Origin of the sequence: Escherichia sp. 94.0001, from assembly GCF_013369155.2 — a bacterium.
Lineage (GTDB): Bacteria > Pseudomonadota > Gammaproteobacteria > Enterobacterales > Enterobacteriaceae > Escherichia > Escherichia coli_F.
In genome coordinates, this window is record NZ_JABWMS020000012.1 from 1 (window position 1) to 19,747 (window position 19,747).

At 50.4% G+C, this 19,747-nt stretch carries 22 protein-coding genes; 10 read left to right on the plus strand and 12 right to left on the minus strand.

Annotated features, from left to right (window positions below; genetic code table 11):
- Positions 1-612 precede the first annotated feature (612 nt).
- The 6 genes from HEN33_RS08485 (at position 613) to artJ (ending at position 5,236) form a co-directional block, all read left to right on the plus strand.
- Entirely contained in the window at positions 613-1,128 is a 516-nt protein-coding gene (locus tag HEN33_RS08485; RefSeq protein ID WP_001270657.1) for a lipoprotein, read from the plus strand.
- Between the two features lie 217 nt (positions 1,129-1,345).
- Positions 1,346-2,074, plus strand: a complete 729-nt coding sequence (gene artP, locus HEN33_RS08490; protein ID WP_000027198.1) for an arginine ABC transporter ATP-binding protein ArtP — start codon at positions 1,346-1,348, stop codon at positions 2,072-2,074.
- 17 nt (positions 2,075-2,091) lie between these two features.
- Positions 2,092-2,823 carry an arginine ABC transporter substrate-binding protein ArtI gene (artI, locus tag HEN33_RS08495; protein WP_000756580.1) on the plus strand — a complete coding sequence of 244 codons (732 nt, stop codon included), beginning with the start codon at positions 2,092-2,094 and terminating at the stop codon, positions 2,821-2,823.
- 6 nt (positions 2,824-2,829) lie between these two features.
- Entirely contained in the window at positions 2,830-3,546 is a 717-nt protein-coding gene (gene artQ / locus HEN33_RS08500) for an arginine ABC transporter permease ArtQ (protein ID WP_176263144.1), read from the plus strand.
- Positions 3,546-4,214 carry an arginine ABC transporter permease ArtM gene (gene artM, locus HEN33_RS08505; protein ID WP_000895400.1) on the plus strand — a complete coding sequence of 223 codons (669 nt, stop codon included), beginning with the start codon at positions 3,546-3,548 and terminating at the stop codon, positions 4,212-4,214. The genes artQ and artM overlap by 1 nt, the downstream gene beginning before the upstream one ends.
- Before the next feature lie 290 nt (positions 4,215-4,504).
- Entirely contained in the window at positions 4,505-5,236 is a 732-nt protein-coding gene (artJ, locus tag HEN33_RS08510) for an arginine ABC transporter substrate-binding protein ArtJ (protein ID WP_001354873.1), read from the plus strand.
- Between the two features lie 174 nt (positions 5,237-5,410).
- Here the strand turns inward: artJ and rlmC are convergent, their stop codons facing one another.
- The 10 genes from rlmC to HEN33_RS08560 all read right to left on the minus strand — a co-directional run bounded on the left by rlmC (position 5,411) and on the right by HEN33_RS08560 (position 14,143).
- Positions 5,411-6,538 (minus strand): 23S rRNA (uracil(747)-C(5))-methyltransferase RlmC, encoded by a 1,128-nt coding sequence (gene rlmC / locus HEN33_RS08515; protein ID WP_176263143.1) that lies wholly within the window; start codon positions 6,536-6,538, stop codon positions 5,411-5,413.
- Positions 6,539-6,578: 40 nt separating this feature from the next.
- Entirely contained in the window at positions 6,579-7,067 is a 489-nt protein-coding gene (locus tag HEN33_RS08520; protein ID WP_000389258.1) for a YbjO family protein, read from the minus strand.
- A 59-nt stretch (positions 7,068-7,126) separates the two neighbouring features.
- Positions 7,127-7,972 carry a putrescine ABC transporter permease PotI gene (gene potI, locus HEN33_RS08525; protein ID WP_032302777.1) on the minus strand — a complete coding sequence of 282 codons (846 nt, stop codon included), beginning with the start codon at positions 7,970-7,972 and terminating at the stop codon, positions 7,127-7,129.
- Positions 7,969-8,922 (minus strand): putrescine ABC transporter permease PotH, encoded by a 954-nt coding sequence (gene potH, locus HEN33_RS08530; protein WP_000105436.1) that lies wholly within the window; start codon positions 8,920-8,922, stop codon positions 7,969-7,971. Before potH ends, potI begins: the two co-directional genes overlap by 4 nt.
- Positions 8,923-8,931: 9 nt before the next feature.
- Positions 8,932-10,065 (minus strand): putrescine ABC transporter ATP-binding subunit PotG, encoded by a 1,134-nt coding sequence (gene potG / locus HEN33_RS08535; protein WP_000996009.1) that lies wholly within the window; start codon positions 10,063-10,065, stop codon positions 8,932-8,934.
- 94 nt (positions 10,066-10,159) lie between these two features.
- Positions 10,160-11,272: a spermidine/putrescine ABC transporter substrate-binding protein PotF gene (potF, locus tag HEN33_RS08540; protein WP_000126061.1), complete on the minus strand. Its 1,113-nt coding sequence runs from the start codon at positions 11,270-11,272 to the stop codon at positions 10,160-10,162.
- Between the two features lie 350 nt (positions 11,273-11,622).
- Positions 11,623-12,099 carry a type III secretion system chaperone family protein gene (locus HEN33_RS08545; RefSeq protein ID WP_000203025.1) on the minus strand — a complete coding sequence of 159 codons (477 nt, stop codon included), beginning with the start codon at positions 12,097-12,099 and terminating at the stop codon, positions 11,623-11,625.
- A gap of 87 nt (positions 12,100-12,186) precedes the next feature.
- Positions 12,187-13,089: a 30S ribosomal protein S6--L-glutamate ligase gene (gene rimK / locus HEN33_RS08550; RefSeq protein WP_176263142.1), complete on the minus strand. Its 903-nt coding sequence runs from the start codon at positions 13,087-13,089 to the stop codon at positions 12,187-12,189.
- A gap of 60 nt (positions 13,090-13,149) precedes the next feature.
- Positions 13,150-13,872: a nitroreductase NfsA gene (gene nfsA / locus HEN33_RS08555; RefSeq protein ID WP_000189134.1), complete on the minus strand. Its 723-nt coding sequence runs from the start codon at positions 13,870-13,872 to the stop codon at positions 13,150-13,152.
- A complete protein-coding gene (locus HEN33_RS08560; RefSeq protein WP_176263141.1) occupies positions 13,856-14,143 on the minus strand; it encodes a YbjC family protein in 288 nt (95 codons plus the stop codon). Before HEN33_RS08560 ends, nfsA begins: the two co-directional genes overlap by 17 nt.
- A gap of 159 nt (positions 14,144-14,302) precedes the next feature.
- Here HEN33_RS08560 and grxA point away from each other — a divergent pair, with 159 nt between their 5' ends.
- The gene (gene grxA, locus HEN33_RS08565; protein WP_176263140.1) at positions 14,303-14,560 is read left to right on the plus strand and encodes a glutaredoxin 1; all 258 of its coding nucleotides are present in this window, start codon (positions 14,303-14,305) and stop codon (positions 14,558-14,560) included.
- Between the two features lie 32 nt (positions 14,561-14,592).
- Here grxA and HEN33_RS08570 read toward each other — a convergent pair whose 3' ends face one another.
- Positions 14,593-14,967, minus strand: coding sequence for an inner membrane protein YbjM (locus HEN33_RS08570; protein WP_000681109.1), 375 nt, complete (start codon positions 14,965-14,967; stop codon positions 14,593-14,595).
- A 269-nt stretch (positions 14,968-15,236) separates the two neighbouring features.
- Here HEN33_RS08570 and HEN33_RS08575 point away from each other — a divergent pair, with 269 nt between their 5' ends.
- Complete coding sequence (locus HEN33_RS08575) at positions 15,237-16,922, plus strand: aspartate:alanine antiporter (protein ID WP_001024876.1); 1,686 nt, start codon at positions 15,237-15,239, stop codon at positions 16,920-16,922.
- A 174-nt stretch (positions 16,923-17,096) separates the two neighbouring features.
- Here the strand turns inward: HEN33_RS08575 and rcdA are convergent, their stop codons facing one another.
- A complete protein-coding gene (gene rcdA / locus HEN33_RS08580) occupies positions 17,097-17,633 on the minus strand; it encodes a DNA-binding transcriptional regulator RcdA (protein WP_001295289.1) in 537 nt (178 codons plus the stop codon).
- Positions 17,634-17,716: 83 nt separating this feature from the next.
- On the opposite strand from rcdA, the gene HEN33_RS08585 reads away from it, so the two are divergent.
- Together HEN33_RS08585 and ybjI are read left to right on the plus strand one after the other, a co-directional pair.
- On the plus strand, positions 17,717-18,925 hold the full coding sequence (locus HEN33_RS08585; protein ID WP_176263139.1) for an MFS transporter: 1,209 nt from the start codon (positions 17,717-17,719) through the stop codon (positions 18,923-18,925).
- Positions 18,925-19,740 (plus strand): 5-amino-6-(5-phospho-D-ribitylamino)uracil phosphatase, encoded by an 816-nt coding sequence (gene ybjI / locus HEN33_RS08590; protein WP_001353328.1) that lies wholly within the window; start codon positions 18,925-18,927, stop codon positions 19,738-19,740. The genes HEN33_RS08585 and ybjI overlap by 1 nt, the downstream gene beginning before the upstream one ends.
- Positions 19,741-19,747: the final 7 nt, after the last annotated feature.

The window sequence follows — 19,747 nt, forward strand, 5'->3', positions numbered from 1 at the left end:
GTGCTTTATAAACATAAAGTCACAACACATTCTATATTCATATTAATTAATGGCGCATTAAAAAAAATTATATTATTCTTAACTCAAATCCATTAGCTAAATAAGATTATATTCTTCACTCACAACCGTAACAAAAATAATATTATCGAAAGTTAAAGTTGGGACTATCAAATTTCGCTCATTTCAAACATACATTGTGATTTTTGCAATCATCTTAATCTTAGGGCCTATCATCATATGTTAAAATTTTGTCAATCATAGAAAAGAATCTTGGTCACCTATCATGCGTTATAAATGTGCAACTGGCTTCCTGCAGATGCTCTTAACTTCTACAGCAGGATTTATACCAGCGTTTCAGAACTATCATATTTACCTTAAATGATCATTTCAGTCTTATAACACGCTCAGCCTCACAAATGGTTTACACTGTCTATTGTTTGGGTAATTTAAGTAAGTCAGCTACGATCAACCTTGAATGGGGAGCCAGCAATGGACTTAAGCCTAATCGGGTCTTCAGATTGTTTCAGAATTGTATAAAAAACAATGTATTAAATAATCTGATTGTTTTTGGTCATAGTGTGACGCAGAAAGCAAGCCAATAAGGAAATGATTATGCGCTACCGTTCACTATCTCTACTTATTCCATGTGCACTGCTGCTGAGTGCCTGTACCACCGTCACGCCAGCTTATAAAGATAACGGCCCCCGCACCGGTTCCTGTGTCCAGGGTGGACCTGACAGCGTGGCTCAACAATTCTATGACTACCGCATTCAACATCGCAGCAATGACATTACCGCTCTGCGCCCCTATTTGAGTGACAAACTGGCAACCCTACTTAGCGATGCCAGCCGCGATAATAGTCATCGTGAATTGTTAAGCAGCGATCCGTTCTCCAGTCGAACCACCTTGCCAGACAGCGCCCACGTTGCCAGTGCATCGACTATCCCTAATCGTGATGCCCGTAACATTCCTTTGCGCGTGGATCTCAAACAGGGTGACCAGGGCTGGCAGGATGAAGTGTTAATGATTCAGGAAGGCCAGTGTTGGGTGATTGACGATGTGCGCTACTTAGGCGGCAGCGTTCATGCCACAGCAGGTACACTCCGTCAGTCAATCGAGAATCGCTAACGCCTTGATCAACCAATAACCCCCGTAAATTGTCCGGCATTTCGTGAGGAATGCCGACATTTATGCTCGCCGCCCACCACCCCCGTTATTTTGTGCTATGTTTAGTGAATAATGCGCTTTGCTTTTAACTTTTAAAGCAGAAATATTGCATAATTATTCTGTCAAAGGTACTATCTTCGACCTCAATAGCTATCAGACTGCCAGTATACGAGTGTCAATGAGTATTCAATTAAACGGCATTAATTGCTTTTACGGCGCGCATCAGGCGCTGTTCGATATCACGCTGGATTGCCCACAGGGCGAAACGCTGGTGTTACTTGGCCCCAGTGGCGCGGGTAAAAGCTCGCTGCTGCGTGTACTCAATCTGCTTGAGATGCCGCGCTCCGGTACGCTCAACATTGCAGGCAACCATTTCGATTTCACTAAAACGCCCTCAGACAAAGCGATTCGCGATCTGCGTCGTAACGTCGGTATGGTGTTTCAACAATACAACCTGTGGCCGCACCTCACCGTGCAGCAAAACCTGATTGAAGCGCCCTGCCGTGTACTGGGATTGAGTAAAGATCAGGCGCTGGCCCGTGCAGAAAAATTGCTGGAACGTCTGCGCCTGAAACCTTTCAGTGATCGCTATCCGCTGCATCTTTCTGGTGGTCAGCAGCAGCGTGTTGCTATTGCGCGTGCGTTGATGATGGAACCGCAGGTACTGCTGTTCGATGAACCGACCGCCGCGCTGGACCCGGAAATTACGGCACAAATCGTCAGCATCATTCGTGAGCTGGCAGAAACCAATATTACCCAGGTGATCGTCACCCACGAAGTGGAAGTGGCGCGTAAAACCGCCAGCCGTGTGGTGTATATGGAAAATGGTCATATCGTAGAACAAGGCGACGCGCGCTGCTTTACCGAGCCGCAAACCGAAGCATTTAAAAACTATCTCTCTCACTAAGATTCGGGATAACAACAATGAAAAAAGTTCTGATTGCCGCGTTAATTGCAGGTTTTAGTCTTTCCGCCACAGCTGCCGAAACTATTCGTTTTGCCACCGAAGCCTCCTATCCTCCGTTTGAATCAATGGATGCAAACAACCAGATCGTTGGTTTTGACGTCGACCTGGCGCAGGCATTGTGTAAAGAGATTGATGCGACCTGCACTTTCTCTAACCAGGCGTTTGACAGCCTGATCCCAAGCCTGAAATTCCGTCGCGTAGACGCGGTGATGGCTGGTATGGATATCACCCCGGAGCGTGAAAAGCAGGTGCTGTTTACCACGCCGTACTATGACAACTCTGCCCTGTTTGTGGGTCAACAAGGTAAATACACCAGCGTTGATCAGCTGAAAGGCAAAAAAGTCGGCGTTCAGAACGGGACGACGCACCAGAAATTCATTATGGATAAACATCCGGAAATCACCACGGTTCCTTATGATAGCTACCAGAACGCAAAACTCGATCTGCAAAACGGTCGTATCGACGGCGTTTTTGGTGACACCGCAGTGGTAACCGAATGGCTGAAAGATAACCCGAAACTGGCGGCTGTCGGCGACAAAGTGACCGATAAAGATTACTTCGGTACTGGCCTCGGCATCGCGGTACGTCAGGGCAACACTGAACTGCAGCAGAAATTCAACACTGCGCTGGAAAAAGTGAAGAAAGATGGCACTTACGAAACCATCTACAACAAATGGTTCCAGAAGTAATACCTGATGAATGAATTTTTTCCTTTAGCAAGCGCCGCCGGGATGACCGTCGGCCTTGCCGTTTGTGCATTGATTGTCGGACTGGCGCTGGCGATGTTCTTTGCGGTGTGGGAGTCAGCAAAATGGCGTCCTGTCGCGTGGACAGGTTCAGCACTGGTGACGATTCTGCGCGGTCTGCCAGAAATTCTGGTGGTGCTGTTTATCTATTTTGGCTCCTCGCAGTTACTGCTGACGCTTTCGGATGGCTTCACCATCAATCTTGGGATCGTACAGATCCCGGTGCAGATGGACATTGAGAACTTCGACGTTAGCCCGTTCCTGTGTGGGGTTATCGCCCTGTCGCTACTGTATGCCGCCTATGCCTCGCAAACCCTGCGTGGCGCACTGAAAGCGGTGCCGGTGGGCCAGTGGGAATCCGGTCAGGCGCTGGGGCTGTCGAAATCGGCTATCTTTTTCCGCCTGGTGATGCCGCAGATGTGGCGTCATGCGCTGCCTGGTCTCGGTAACCAGTGGTTGGTACTGCTGAAAGATACCGCGCTGGTCAGTTTGATAAGTGTGAATGATTTAATGCTGCAAACTAAAAGCATTGCCACCCGTACTCAGGAGCCGTTTACCTGGTACATTGTGGCAGCAGCGATCTATCTGGTGATTACCCTGCTCAGTCAGTACATTCTCAAACGCATTGACCTGCGCGCGACACGTTTTGAGCGGAGGCCTGGCTGATGCTTGAGTATTTACCCGAACTGATGAAAGGGCTGCACACCAGCCTGACGCTGACGATTGCCTCGCTGATTGTGGCGCTAATTCTGGCGTTGATTTTTACCATCATCCTGACGCTGAAAACGCCGGTACTGGTGTGGCTGGTGCGGGGCTATATCACGCTGTTTACCGGTACGCCGCTGCTGGTGCAGATCTTCCTGATTTACTACGGTCCAGGCCAGTTCCCGACGTTACAGGAATATCCGGCACTGTGGCATCTGTTATCAGAACCGTGGTTATGCGCGCTGATTGCATTGTCACTGAACAGTGCCGCGTATACCACGCAGCTGTTTTACGGTGCAATTCGTGCGATCCCGGAAGGCCAGTGGCAATCCTGTAGTGCCCTGGGGATGAGCAAAAAAGATACGCTGGCGATCCTGCTGCCGTATGCCTTTAAACGCTCACTCTCTTCTTATTCCAACGAAGTTGTGCTGGTGTTTAAAAGTACCTCTCTGGCTTACACCATTACGCTGATGGAAGTGATGGGTTACAGCCAGTTGTTGTACGGACGCACCTACGATGTCATGGTGTTCGGCGCGGCGGGAATTATTTACCTGGTCGTCAACGGCCTGCTGACACTGATGATGCGTTTGATCGAGCGCAAAGCGCTGGCGTTCGAGCGACGGAATTGACATGGCTGCATGCTGATGCCAGATGATTTGTAGGTCTGATAAGACGCGCCAGCGTCGCATCAGACACCAGCACGGTGCCTATGCCGGATGCGGCGTGTACGCCTTATCCGGCCTACATAGTGCATAAAATCATATGATGAAGACGGACAACCCACTAAGTTGTCCGTCTTTTTTTATTCATTATGAATTATTTAATCATATTTATTGCATATAAATTCACTTAATGGCATTGTTATCTCATGCCGCAGACACGGCCAAAAATCATAAGATTGACAGACGGGAGTTCCATCATGAAAAAGTTAGTTCTTGCCGCTTTACTTTCATCCTGTGCATTCGGCGCTTCTGCCGCAGAGAAAATCAATTTCGGCGTATCAGCGACCTATCCTCCCTTTGAATCTATAGGTGCTAATAATGAGATTGTCGGCTTTGATATCGACCTGGCAAAAGCGTTATGCAAACAGATGCAGGCAGAATGTACTTTTACCAATCACGCTTTCGACAGCCTCATCCCGTCACTGAAATTCAGAAAATATGACGCCGTTATCTCCGGTATGGATATCACGCCGGAGCGTAGCAAGCAGGTATCATTTACCACGCCCTACTACGAAAACTCAGCTGTTGTGATTGCCAAAAAAGATACCTACAAAACGTTTGCCGACCTGAAAGGCAAACGCATTGGGATGGAAAACGGTACAACGCACCAGAAATATATTCAGGATCAACACCCGGAAGTAAAAACTGTCTCCTATGACAGTTATCAAAATGCCTTTATCGACCTGAAAAATGGTCGTATTGATGGGGTATTTGGTGACACAGCGGTGGTTAATGAATGGCTGAAAACCAATCCACAACTGGGCGTTGCAACAGAGAAAGTAACCGACCCGCAGTACTTCGGCACCGGTCTGGGCATCGCTGTACGTCCGGATAATAAAGCCCTGCTGGAAAAACTGAATAACGCACTGGCAGCGATTAAAGCAGATGGTACGTATCAGAAAATCAATGACCAGTGGTTCCCGCAGTAATCGGGACTGATGACAAAAGTAAGATTGCCTGATGCGCTACGCTTATCAGGCCTACATTTACCCTGCAATGCATTGATTTAGCACGATTTTGTAGGCCGAACAAGGCGCTCACGCCGCATCCGACATGAACAACGCGCACCTTATCAGCAATCTGAAGCCGCAGCCGCGGCTTTTTTATTGCTTCACCAACAGTGTCAGCACTTCATAGTGCGCGGTGTGCGGGAACATATCAAAAAGCTGTACCCGTTCAATACGATAACCTGACAGTTCGCGGATATCTTTGGCCATCGTTTGGGCGTTACAGCTGGAGTAGATGATAAAACGCGGAGCCATCGTTGAAAGATAATCACACAGCGGTTTACCAATGCCGCGGCGCGGCGGGTTAACCAGCACCAGCTCCGGCACCTCCCCCTGAGCGGTGGCAAACTGAGTGGAGTCCAGCGCCTGAAATTGCAAACGCGTTAAGCCCAGTTCAGCAGCTGACTGCTTCGCACAGGCAATGGCCTCTGGCGCAATTTCGATCCCGGTTAACTGCATGTCAGGCGTCGCGCAGTGTAAACCAAAGCCGCCCACGCCACAGAACAGATCCCACATATGTTTAACCGGCAACTGTCGTACCCAGTCGCGCGCAGTAGCGTACAGCTGGCTGGCGACCACCGGATTAGTCTGGAAGAAACTTTGTGGACGGATCCACAGCGGCACATCGTTAAAACGCTCCGCCAGCGCCTGTTGTTCGGTCAGGTAAATCTCCGTTTCCCCTTCCATAATCGCCATATGTATCGGCTGAATGTTGACGGTAATAACTTTCAGCTGCGGCAGTTGTTCCTGTAACCACGGCAGCGCCTTACGCAGTTGTGCCAGCTTGGTTTCGGAACGCAGTACAAAGCGCAGCATCATGCCACCATCGCTCTGGCTTTCAGTCAGCAGAATGTATTTCAGTTCGCCACGCTTACGCGCCACATTGTAGGGGGTTAGCCCCGCACGGGCGATAAACGGTTTTAGCGACGCAAAAACGGGCGCAAATGAGGCAGGATAAAGCGGGCAATCGCAAAGGTCTTCTGGTGTGCCGTCGCGATGCAGCATACCGAGCAGTGGTTTTTCAACGCTACCACTCACCACCATTTTGGCTTTATTACGAAACCCTTGCTCCGGGCCTGACACCGGCGCGCACCATTCCTCAACCGAAAAGTCGGCGAGCAGATTTTTAAGATCGGCGGTTTTAGCGGAGAGTTGCTCTGGAATCAGCTGCGTTATCCACTGACAGGAACGACAGCGACCCGCGTCGTAAAGTGCGCACTGCATACATTGACCTTCACATCATCAGGGGCGACGATTATACACATTATTGCAACTGGAAGAACCGCCGACTGGTTGAGGGAACGAACAGTAGCAACAGGATGAGCATATCCGGCAACTTCTGCAGCATCAGGCTATGGAAGATTTCACGTTTTGATTCACCGGGAATGCTGAACAGCTCCGGATAACCATACCCCAGCGAAGCCGCCCACAAATAACTGGCGGCCGTGATTTGTGTCAACAGATACAGCCAGCGCGCCCAGCGACGCCCTTTCACCAGTGAAAACGCACACCAGATCTCAATGAAAACCAGCACCAGGCTGCTTAAAAAGACCAGTGTTAAACTCCAGGTTTGTACACTGCGATGAATGAACTCGCCAATACCGCGCACGCCCAGCGTATTGAAAATCATCAGCACGTCGAGGCCACGGATCATAATAATGGCGAGCGCCGCCACCTGCACCAGCGCAGGCACATTCAGGCGAGCATGAGATGAAGATGTTTTCTTAAAAAATCCCAACGTTTCGTCTTCCATGAAAACAATGCCGCGACATGCGCGGCATTATGTAGCCAGGTTGGCAAATTTTAGTGTCTTCAGCCACGTCTTGCACGCTGGATGTCGCGTATCCGCTGTTTTTCTGCGCGCGCCATCAGATACCAGGCGATAAATCCGACAATTCCGACCGCGCCGAGGATCAATGTTGCCAGGGCGTTGATTTCCGGATTTACCCCCATCCGCACGCTGGAGAAGACCAGCATCGGTAACGTGGTGGCTCCTGGCCCGGAAACAAAGCTGGCAATCACCAGATCGTCGAGCGACAGAGTAAAAGCCAGTAACCAGCCAGAAATGATCGCGGGCATGATCATCGGTAGCGTAATGACGAAAAACACTTTCAGTGGCGTCGCACCAAGATCCATCGCTGCTTCTTCTATCGAGCTATCCAGTTCCCGCAGACGCGACGAAATAACGACTGCCACATAAGCCGTACAGAAAGTGACATGCGCCAGCCAGATGGTGAGCATACCTCGCTCCGCAGGCCAGCCAATGGCATGAGCAAGCGCGACGAATAACAACAATAGCGACAAGCCCGTGATGACATCTGGCATCACCAGCGGCGCGGTGATCATAAAGGCAAAACCATTTGATCCGCGAAACCTGCCAAAGCGCACCAGCACGACCGCCGCAATCGTCCCGAGGATCGCCGCCGCCGTCGCCGCACAGGCCGCAATTGTCAGGCTTAAACCAACCGCACTCATCATCGCGTCATCGCGCAATAATTCGCCATACCAGCGCGTTGACCAGCCGGCCCACACCGTCACCAGCTTCGAGCTGTTGAATGAATAGATCACCAGCATCAGCATTGGCGCGTAGAGAAAGGTGAAGCCCAGCAGCAAAATCACAATCCGCCAGGGCGAACGAACCACCGGTAAATTATTCATCCGTGTTCTCCCACGCTTTTTTGCTGATGCTTGTGGAACCACATTATCGGCACAATTAGCAGCAGCAACATGATGATCGCTACCGCCGAGGCCACCGGCCAGTCGCGGTTATTGAAAAACTCCTGCCACAGCACGCGCCCGATCATGATGCTGTCCGGGCCACCGAGCAGTTCAGGGATCACAAACTCGCCCACAGCCGGGATAAACACCAGCATCGATCCGGCAATAATCCCGCCTTTGGTCAGCGGCACGATCACAGTAAAGAACGTTTTCAGCGGTCGTGCACCGAGATCCAGTGCCGCTTCCACCAGCGAATAATCAATACGAATCAACGCGGTATAAATCGGCAGCACCATAAACGGTACATAGGCATAAACAATGCCGATATAAACAGCCAGGTTTGTATGCAGAATGGTCAGCGGCTGGTCGATAACCCCCAGCCATAGCAGAAAGTTATTCAGCACGCCGTTATTTTTTAATATTCCCATCCAGGCATAAACGCGGATCAGAAACGAGGTCCACGACGGCAGGATCACCAGCAGCAATAAGATATTGCGGGTCGAAGGCTTACTGTGCGCCACCGCCCACGCCAGCGGATAGCCGATCAGTAAACAACAAATTGTCGAAATCGCCGCTACCTGTAACGACTGGAGATATGCATCGAAATAGAGCGGATCGTCAGTCAGTTGCAGGAAATTACCAAGATTGAGGGTGATGGAAAGTTGCCCGTCAGCCCACTCCATCAGTTCGGTATAAGGTGGAATAGCGCGCGCCATCTCCGCCAGGCTTATTTTAAATACAATCAGAAATGGCAGCAGAAACAGTAAGATCAACCAGATATACGGCAACGCAATGACCAGTTTGCGCCCATGCTTCATTTGCAGCTGCGACAACCACAGCTTAAATCCGCCCGGCGGTTTCGACTGGGCAGCAGGTTCAAGTGTACTCATCTTTGCTCCTTAAACCGTCAACACCACACAGCTGTCCACTTCCCAGCACAAGCGCACTTCATCGCCCCAGGTGGGTAATCCTTTACGATAGCGATGGGCGTTTTGTAGCTGGGCGCTGATCATCTGCCCGCTTTTCAGGCGAACGTGATACACCGAAAGATCGCCGAGATAGGCAATGTGCATCACCTCCCCCACCGCGAAGTTACAACCATTGGCGGGCGGTGCTTCGCAAAGCATGATTTTTTCCGGCCGCAGCGCCACATGCACCGGCACGTTATCGACCACCGAAGCATCTACATCAACTTTCAGTGGATGCACCAGCCCCGGCGAATAAAGCACCAGACCATCTTCCTGACGCTCTTTGAGTACACCTTCAAAGACGTTTACCGAACCGATAAATTCAGCACTGTAGCGCGTGGTCGGATGCTCGTAGATCTCTTCCGGCTCGCCAATCTGGACAAATTTCCCACGATTCATAATGGCGATGCGCCCCGCCATGGTCATCGCCTCTTCCTGATCGTGAGTGACCATTACGCAGGTCACACCGACGCGCTCCAGAATATCCACCACTTCAAGCTGCATCCGGTCACGCAGCTTTTTATCCAGCGCGCCCATCGGCTCATCGAGCAGTAATAGTTTCGGGCGCTTGGCAAGGCTTCGGGCCAGCGCCACACGCTGTCGCTGACCGCCGGAAAGCTGGTGCGGTTTGCGTTTGGCGAACTCCTGCATATGTACCAGGCCGAGCATCTCGTTGACCCGGCTGGCAATTTCTGCTTTCGGCAGTTTGTCCTGTTTCAGGCCAAAGGCGATGTTCTGCTCCACGGTCATATGCGGAAACAGCGCGTAAGATTGAAACATCATATTGATAGGACGCAGATAAGGCGGCACCTGTGACAAATCGACGCCATCAAGCATAATCTGCCCGGCAGAAGGTTGTTCGAAACCGGCCAACATACGCAGTAGCGTGGACTTGCCACAGCCGGATGCGCCCAGCAGCGCGAAGATTTCGCCTTTATAGATGGTCAGGCTGACATCATCGACCGCATGCTGACCATCGTAAGATTTAGTCAGATTACGGATTTCTAATAGCGGCGTCAGCGCCTTACGGGTTTTCGCCTGGGGGCGAGGGATAGCGTCATTCACGGCTGCTCTCCGGCATTGAATGTGTGCAAGCGCACCCTGATGGTGCGAATTGCCGGCGGGTGTGGTGCGCCCGTCCGGCATCTACGGCTGCGGATTATTTTCCGCTCTTCACTTTGGTCCACGCGCGGGTGCGCACACGGTCGATTTTCGGATCCTGCACTTTCAGAGTGAACAGCTTCGCACGAACGTCCGCAGGCGGGTAAATCCCTGGATTATCACGCACTTCCGCGCTTACCAGCGGCGTAGCTTCTTTGTTAGCATTGGCATAGAACACATGGTCGGAAATATGCGCCACCACATCCGGGCGCAGCAGATAATTCAGGAATTGATAGGCTTCGTCTTTATTTTTGGCATCCGCAGGCATGGCGAAGACATCAAAGAACGCCATCGCCCCTTCTTTCGGAATCGAGAACGAGACATTAACGCCATTCTTCGCTTCCTTCGCGCGGTTTGACGCCTGCCAGACATCGCCCGCCCAGCCAATAGCGACGCAGATATCGCCGTTTGCCAGGTCGTTAATGTATTGAGATGAATGGAAATAACGAATGTTCGGGCGCAGCTTTAACAGCAGATCGGTTGCCGGTCCGGTGTAATCATCTGCTTTAGTGCTGTTGGGATCTTTACCGAGATAATTCAGCACGGTAGCAAACACTTCTTCCGGTGCATCAAGGAAAGAGACGCCGCAGCTTTTCAGTTTTTCCAGATTTTCAGGTTTGAGGATCAAGTCCCAGCTATCGACGGGCGCGTTTTCGCCCAGCACCGCTTTAACTTTATCGACGTTATAACCAATCCCGGTCGTCGCCCACATATAGGGCATAGCAAATTTATTGTCGGGATCGTGTTTGGCGACCAGCTTCAGCAGTTCCGGGTCGAGATTCTTCCACTCCGGCAATTTGTTTTTATCCAGTGGCTGGAAAACTCCCGCTGTCAGCTGGCGTTCAAGAAAGCTTGCTGACGGCACCACCAGGTCAAACCCGGTGCTCCCCGCCATTAATTTGCCTTCCAGTACTTCGTTGGAATCGAAAACATCGTAAACGACTTTAATACCGGTTTCTTTTTCAAAATTGGCCACCGTATCCGGGGCGATATAATCAGACCAGTTATAGATGTGGAGTGTTTTTTGTTCAGCCGCGAGCGTGCCGACAGAGACGGCCATCAGAGCACCCGCAACCAGACCCGATAGCCATTTTTTATTTAAGGCGGTCATATCTCTTTCCTTCTGAAAGTTCGTTAACAAACGAACAAAAGTTGTCACACTGAAAGATATGCAATATTCGTGCATATTTTTTATCGGCTCGGTGTAAGAAAAGAGAACTCTCTCCCGGCCAGCACTGCTCGCTATATAAAAGCATCGCAAGAATAACTTTAGCCAGGGTTTGAGACTATAGCTCGAATTAAAAAACGGTATTTAACAAATTTTTATGCGTATTTGCTCTATGTGATAAAGCCAAATCGGCACAAGAGAAGTGAAATAATCTTTAATAAAAGGTTAAAAACAGCAGATAATTTTGCAGCACGCAGTCACTGCGGCAGCGACTGCGTACTCTAAAGGAGTTATCAGTGGAGGAAATAGTTTTCGGTAACGTTGTTTTGCCCTTCATCGTCAGTCGGTAACAGCAGTTGATGGGCATTAGCTTCAAGAATGACCATCGAAATCTGCTCTTCGCTCTGACGCACGAACCATGCAAACTGCTCATAGGTTACGCCCTGCATAACGGATAAAGACTGGCAAACCACCAGCTTTGGCAGATTATCATCCTGCATATCAAGAAATGCTTTCACGGTCAGCGAACTGGCATTGATGGCAGATAAATCCGCCGCCAGCGGCAATACGGCTGAAGGTCGGACTTCCGCCATGGCAGAAAACAGGATCGTGTTATCGATCAGATCGATTTTGGCATCAAAGACACCGTCGAAATTCTGCATATGGGGCAGATGCAGAGCCTGACAGTTATCACATTCAAAAAAACTCATCCCCAGGTCATCGAGCCATTGACGCAACGTATCCAGACCAGGAACGACCAGCGATGTCATAATTTTGTACAACCTCTTTCGATAAAAAGACCGGCACAGCTTACGCAAAAAGCGCAGGCAAAACCATGATCAGTAATGTGATTGCGACTAACCACCCGTTTTCAGGCAATATTCTGTCGTGGCGTTGCGTTCGATCCAGCGGATCATTTTACCCGCGATGTCGATACCGGTGGTTTTTTCTATTCCTTCCAGCCCCGGCGACGCATTCACCTCCATCACCAATGGCCCGCGATTAGCACGCAGAATATCCACACCAGCAACGTCCAGCGCCATCGTTCGCGCGGCTTTTATCGCGATTTCACGCTCCTGTGGTGTGATACTGGCGACGCTTGCCGCGCCTCCACGATGCAAATTGGAACGAAAATCGCCCTCTTTCGCCCGCCGTTCAATCGCAGCGACCACTTCATCCCCAACAACCAGGCAGCGGATATCGCACCCTTGCGCCTCTTTGATATATTCCTGCACCAGAATATGCGCGTTCAGACCGCGAAAGGCGTCAATCACGCTTTCCGCCGCCTGACGCGTCTCCGCAAGCACGACACCAATTCCCTGCGTACCTTCAACCAGCTTAACCACCAGCGGCGCACCACCGACCATGTCGATTAAATCGCTGGTATCATCCGGCGAATGCGCAATGCCCGTGACAGGCAGGTCGATGCCCTGACGCGCCAGCAGTTGCATCGAACGCAATTTGTCACGCGCCCGGGCAATGGCGACCGACTCATTGAGCGGATAGCTCCCCAGCATCTCGAACTGGCGCAGTGCCGCCGTCCCATAAAAGGTAATGGCGGTGCCAATACGCGGGATCACAGCGTCAAAATGGGGTAACTTGCGGCCTTTGTAGTGAATAGAAGACGCCGCAGGATTTATGTTCATGTAGCAAGAAAGCGGATCAAGAATTTCAACCAGGTGACCACGCTGTATAGCGGCTTCACGCAGCCGCTTACACGAATAGAGCGTTCCATCCCGGGACAATATGGCAATTTTCACCCTGCACCTCTCTGTCAGACCTGGTCAAAAGCCCGCGTATCATACATCGGCGTGGCGGTTTTAGCGCGTAGCCCAACCCTGTTTGTGCAAATAATCCAGTATAAATGGGCGGCTTTCTTTAATGATTGTTCGGCGGATATGATCGCTCCAGGTATCCCGGCGATTATTGCTGCCACGGGTGAGGTAATATTCCGCCAGTTGTTCGTCATACTGCGCCAGTTCGTCTTTATCCAGCGGTTGATAGCTGTTTTCATGCACCAAAATGGAAGCCGGTAAACGCGGCTTAAGATCCGGATTATCTGCAGGCCAGCCAAGGCACAGCCCAAACAGCGGCAGAACATGCTGCGGTAATTTCAGCAGTTCCGTCACCGCTTCAATATTATTGCGCAGGCCGCCGATATATACCCCGCCCAATCCCAGCGATTCCGCTGCGGTTAACGCATTCTGCGCCATCATTGCCGTATCAACGACACCGAGCAACAGTTGTTCCGCCAGGCCAAGTTGTGCATCCGGACAGATCTGTAAATGGCGGTTAAAGTCGGCACAGAACACCCAAAACTCCGCCGCTTTCGCTACGTGTTTTTGCCCGCCGGTCAGCGTCACCAGTTCATCACGTAACGCTTTGTCGGTAATGCGAATAATGCTACTGCACTGCAAAAAACTGGAACTGGACGTCGCACGGGCGCTGTTAATAATCGCCTCACGCTGCGCTTCGGAAATGGGTTCATCAGTGAAATGGCGAATGGAGCGATGGCCACAAATAAGTTCAATGGTTGGCGTCATTATCTTTTTCTCTTTCTGAACGTGAATATTGCGGTGGACGGTTCATCAACTGTGGTGTTAAACGTTTTGCCACCTGAAGGGTAACCACCACCGCAGCGGGAAGCATGAGCAAAACACCGAGAAAAATCATCAGAATCTGCACCTCTGGCCAAGAAAATGGCTCAGGCAGCGACAAGACGTCGCTTACCGACAGTAGCGCTACCGTCAGCAACATCATCCCGATAAATTCCAGTATCACCACGCTTTTAGGCAATTTACCGATCGCGCGCATACGCTTCCCTCAGCAAAGTAAGCCCTCAGTCTATAACTTTTCACAGTATTGTGTTTAACAGTTATAGCTTTTAGCAATTAATGCAACAGGTTAAACCTACTTTCAGCGAATACATTTTGGCGTGATCATTACCGGCATAAACCGATGAGGAGAGAAACAATGCAAGCCGTTATTTTTGGTCGTCCGGGTTGCCCTTACTGTGTGCGCGCAAAAGATCTGGCTGAGAAGTTGAGCAATGAACGCGATGATTTTCAGTATCAGTATGTAGATATTCGTGCGGAAGGGATCACTAAAGAAGATCTACAACAAAAGGCAGGTAAACCCGTAGAAACCGTGCCGCAGATTTTTGTCGATCAGCAACATATCGGCGGCTATACCGATTTTGCTGCATGGGTGAAAGAGAATCTGGACGCCTGAGCGTCTGACAAGCCCTCGTGTTGAGGGCTTCATTAATTTTTTCTGTGCTGTGATTTAAACAAACTACTGATAAATAAGAAACACAATGCCCCCAGCGCACACCAGAACACCGCACTTAATAACCATGCCAGCTCTTGCCAGAATGAGCGCGTTGGTGAAAAAAACAGCCGCATTATGAGCATCGAACAGGGTGCCGCCAGCATTGCGCCAAATAGAGGTTTCAGGACTTCTCTACGCTGTGAAAAGAAGCTGGCAACCGCTCCAGGAAGAATGAAAAACAGCAAGCCAATTTCAGGATGCCCGGCAGCCCGAAAAGCGCCTTTCATGTGCGTCGCCAGAAAAAGGCACACCACAATGAAGAGGACAAAACAGCAGATTGCCCCCGCCCAACGTTGTTTATGTTTCACTCGTTCCTCCTGACACTGCGTCTATCGAACACATTTTTCGCCAGTGTGGCGTTCAGTAAGATAAAGCCGCTTCGCATTCCATGCTAATATAGGCCAACGCAATTCATATAGCCGTTGATACCTAATGTGATTACACTAGTAAAATATATTGTTACTTTACTATCGTTTAGGTGCGCTGAATGAATCTGCGCCCTGAATTCTGGTAAAAAACATTATCGTAAATTACCATTTCTTTCAACAGCTTACTAGTAAACAAGAAGTTAGCCTCCGTGAATATAAACGTCGCCGAATTGTTAAATGGGAATTACATTCTGTTATTATTTGTGGTCCTCGCGCTTGGGCTATGTCTCGGGAAATTACGACTTGGTTCGATCCAACTGGGTAATTCCATTGGCGTTTTAGTCGTATCGCTGTTATTAGGCCAACAACATTTCAGCATTAACACCGACGCGCTTAATCTTGGCTTTATGCTGTTTATTTTCTGCGTCGGGGTCGAAGCCGGACCGAACTTTTTTTCCATTTTTTTTCGCGATGGGAAAAATTACTTAATGTTAGCACTGGTGATGGTTGGCAGTGCGCTGGTGATCGCCTTAGGGTTAGGTAAGCTGTTTGGCTGGGATATTGGCCTGACGGCCGGTATGTTAGCAGGCTCTATGACGTCAACACCGGTTTTGGTCGGTGCTGGCGATACACTGCGTCATTCCGGCATGGAAAGCAGGCAGCTCTCACTGGCACTGGATAATCTGAGCCTCGGGTATGCCTTAACCTATTTAATCGGTCTGGTGAGTTTGATTGTTGGTGCGCGTTACTTGCCGAAATTGCAGCATCAGGACTTACAGACCAGCGCCCAGCAAATCGCCCGCGAACGTGGCCTGGACACGGATGCCAATCGTAAGGTTTATTTGCCGGTGATCCGCGCCTACCGCGTCGGCCCGGAGCTGGTAGCCTGGACCGACGGCAAAAATCTGCGTGAACTGGGTATTTATCGACAAACTGGCTGTTACATTGAACGTATTCGGCGTAACGGGATTCTGGCAAATCCAGACGGTGATGCCGTACTACAAATGGGCGATGAAATAGCGTTGGTAGGCTATCCCGACGCCCACGCCCGACTCGATCCCAGTTTCCGTAATGGCAAAGAAGTTTTCGATCGTGACCTTCTCGACATGCGTATCGTCACTGAAGAAGTGGTCGTTAAAAACCATAACGCTGTAGGCAAACGTCTCGCACAACTGAAGTTGACCGATCACGGTTGCTTCCTTAACCGCGTCATTCGTAGCCAGATTGAGATGCCGATTGATGACAACGTCGTGCTTAACAAAGGTGACGTTTTACAAGTCAGCGGCGATGCCCGTCGCGTAAAAACCATCGCCGATCGCATCGGCTTTATCTCGATTCACAGCCAGGTCACTGACTTGCTGGCATTCTGCGCCTTCTTTGTTATTGGGCTGATGATCGGGATGATCACCTTCCAGTTCAGCACATTCAGTTTCGGCATGGGGAACGCTGCCGGGTTGTTATTCGCCGGAATTATGCTGGGCTTTATGCGCGCTAACCACCCGACCTTCGGTTACATTCCGCAGGGTGCGTTAAGCATGGTGAAGGAGTTCGGCTTGATGGTGTTTATGGCAGGCGTTGGTCTGAGCGCTGGTAGCGGTATTAATAACGGCCTGGGCGCGATTGGCGGTCAGATGTTGATTGCCGGATTGATTGTCAGTCTGGTGCCAGTGGTTATCTGCTTCTTGTTCGGTGCTTATGTATTGCGAATGAACCGCGCACTGTTGTTCGGCGCAATGATGGGCGCACGCACCTGCGCGCCGGCAATGGAGATCATCAGTGATACAGCTCGCAGTAATATCCCGGCGCTGGGCTATGCGGGCACTTACGCAATCGCCAACGTCCTGCTGACGCTGGCAGGGACAATCATCGTCATGGTATGGCCAGGATTAGGATAAAACTGAAGTTGCCCTGAAAATGAAATTTTTTTGCACAACCGCAGAACTTTTCCGCAGGGCATCAGTCTTAATTAGTGCCACTGCTTTTCTTTGATGTCCCCATTTTGTGGAGCCCATCAACCCCGCCATTTTGGTTCAAGGTTGGTGGGTTTTTTGTTATCTAAAATTTATCTACTACCCTGCAACCCTCTCAACCATCCTCAAAATCTCCTCGCGCGATAGCGGCTTACGGTCGGTGACAAAATGCAGCGTCATCCCCTCAATAAACGCATCAAGCGCGCGGGCGGTTCCGGGTTCAAACCATTGTTCGAGCGTTTGCTGACTGCGCTGCATCCAGTTTTGCATTACCGTTTTTAATAGCGGTTTTCGGCTAGCCAGCGCGTAGAGCTGGTACATCAGCTCCATGTTATCCGGCGTTGCAACCTGTGAGCTGTAGATCATATCGGTGATAGCCTGGCATGCGCCCGGAGCATCACTAACATCGCTAAAAAATGCCTGATATTGCCGGGACATGATCTCAGTAAAACTGCTGAACGCCTCCAGCAACAACTCATCAATTCCTGAAAAATAGTAGGTCATCGACCCCAACGGTACCCCGGCAAGGGTAGCAATTTTGCGGTGCGTAACAGCATGTATTCCATAAAGTTTCACCGCCTCCAGCGTGGCCTGGATAATTTTTTCTCGCCGTTGCGGATCGTTAGCGCGACGCATGTCATTTCCTCTCTCTGCAATTGTGTACAAATGTACACAACCTTGCTAATGTTGTCTTCCCTCTTCTTATTTTGACGTGATCTATGACCGTAAATTCTTCACGTAATGCATTGAAACGCCGAACCTGGGCGCTGTTTATGTTCTTCTTTTTGCCGGGCCTGTTAATGGCGTCCTGGGCAACTCGTACACCTGCTATCCGCGATATTCTTTCTGTTTCGATCGCTGAAATGGGCGGAGTCCTCTTTGGTCTGTCGATCGGTTCAATGAGCGGTATTCTCTGCTCGGCGTGGTTAGTGAAACGCTTTGGGACGCGTAATGTCATCCTGGTCACGATGTCCTGCGCATTGATCGGGATGATGATATTAAGTCTGGCACTCTGGCTGACATCGCCCCTGCTCTTTGCCGTTGGTCTCGGCGTCTTTGGGGCAAGTTTTGGTTCTGCGGAAGTGGCGATAAACGTTGAAGGTGCTGCCGTTGAGCGAGAAATGAATAAGACGGTTTTGCCGATGATGCACGGTTTTTATAGCCTGGGCACGCTGGCAGGCGCTGGTGTCGGGATGGCACTGACGGCCTTTGGCGTTCCGGCAACGGTGCACATTTTATTGGCGGCGCTGGTAGGCATCGCGCCTATTTATATCGCCATTCAGGCAATCCCTGACGGTACGGGCAAAAATGCTGCCGATGGCACCCAGCATGGTGAAAAAGGCGTACCTTTTTATCGGGATATCCAGTTGCTGCTGATTGGTGTTGTGGTACTGGCGATGGCCTTTGCCGAAGGTTCTGCCAACGACTGGTTACCCTTATTAATGGTTGACGGTCACGGTTTTAGCCCTACTTCCGGCTCGCTGATTTATGCCGGTTTTACCCTGGGGATGACTGTTGGACGCTTTACCGGCGGTTGGTTCATCGACCGTTATAGTCGCGTTGCCGTGGTTCGGGCCAGTGCACTGATGGGAGCGTTGGGTATTGGGCTGATTATTTTTGTCGATAGCGCCTGGGTCGCTGGGGTGTCTGTTGTACTTTGGGGACTGGGTGCCTCGCTGGGCTTCCCACTGACCATTTCTGCCGCCAGCGATACCGGCCCCGATGCACCGACCCGCGTCAGCGTGGTAGCAACGACCGGTTATCTGGCTTTCCTCGTCGGGCCGCCGCTGCTGGGCTATCTCGGCGAACATTATGGATTACGTAGTGCAATGTTGGTTGTACTGGCGCTGGTTATTCTTGCGGCTATTGTCGCGAAAGCCGTTGCCAAACCCAATACCCAAACGCAGACGGCGATGGAGAATAGTTGATGAGCATTAAATTAATTGCGGTAGACATGGATGGTACTTTCTTAAGCGATCAAAAAACCTATAACCGTGAGCGGTTTATGGCTCAGTATCAGCAGATGAAAGCACAAGGCATTCGCTTTGTGGTCGCCAGTGGGAATCAATATTATCAGTTGATCTCTTTCTTCCCTGAAATTGCTAATGAAATTGCCTTTGTGGCTGAAAACGGCGGCTGGGTAGTGAGCGAAGGCAAAGATGTTTTTAATGGCGAGCTGTCGAAGGATGCGTTTGCTACTGTCGTGGAACATTTGCTGACGCGCCCGGAAGTGGAAATTATTGCCTGCGGAAAAAATAGCGCCTATACCCTCAAAAAATATGACGATGCCATGAAAACGGTGGCGGAAATGTATTATCACCGTCTGGAATACGTCGATAACTTTGATAATTTAGAAGATATCTTCTTTAAGTTTGGCCTGAATCTTTCCGATGAACTGATTCCACAAGTGCAAAAAGCATTACATGAGACCATCGGCGATATTATGGTGCCGGTCCACACCGGCAACGGCAGCATCGATCTGATTATCCCCGGCGTACATAAAGCGAATGGCCTGCGCCAACTTCAGAAATTATGGGGAATAGACGACAGCGAAGTGGTGGTCTTCGGCGATGGTGGTAACGATATTGAGATGCTGCGTCAGGCAGGCTTTAGTTTTGCGATGGAAAATGCCGGCAGCGCGGTCGTCGCAGCGGCAAAATACCGGGCAGGCTCCAATAATCATGAAGGTGTACTGGATGTGATCGATAAAGTTCTTAAACACGAAGCGCCTTTTGATCAATAAAAACGGT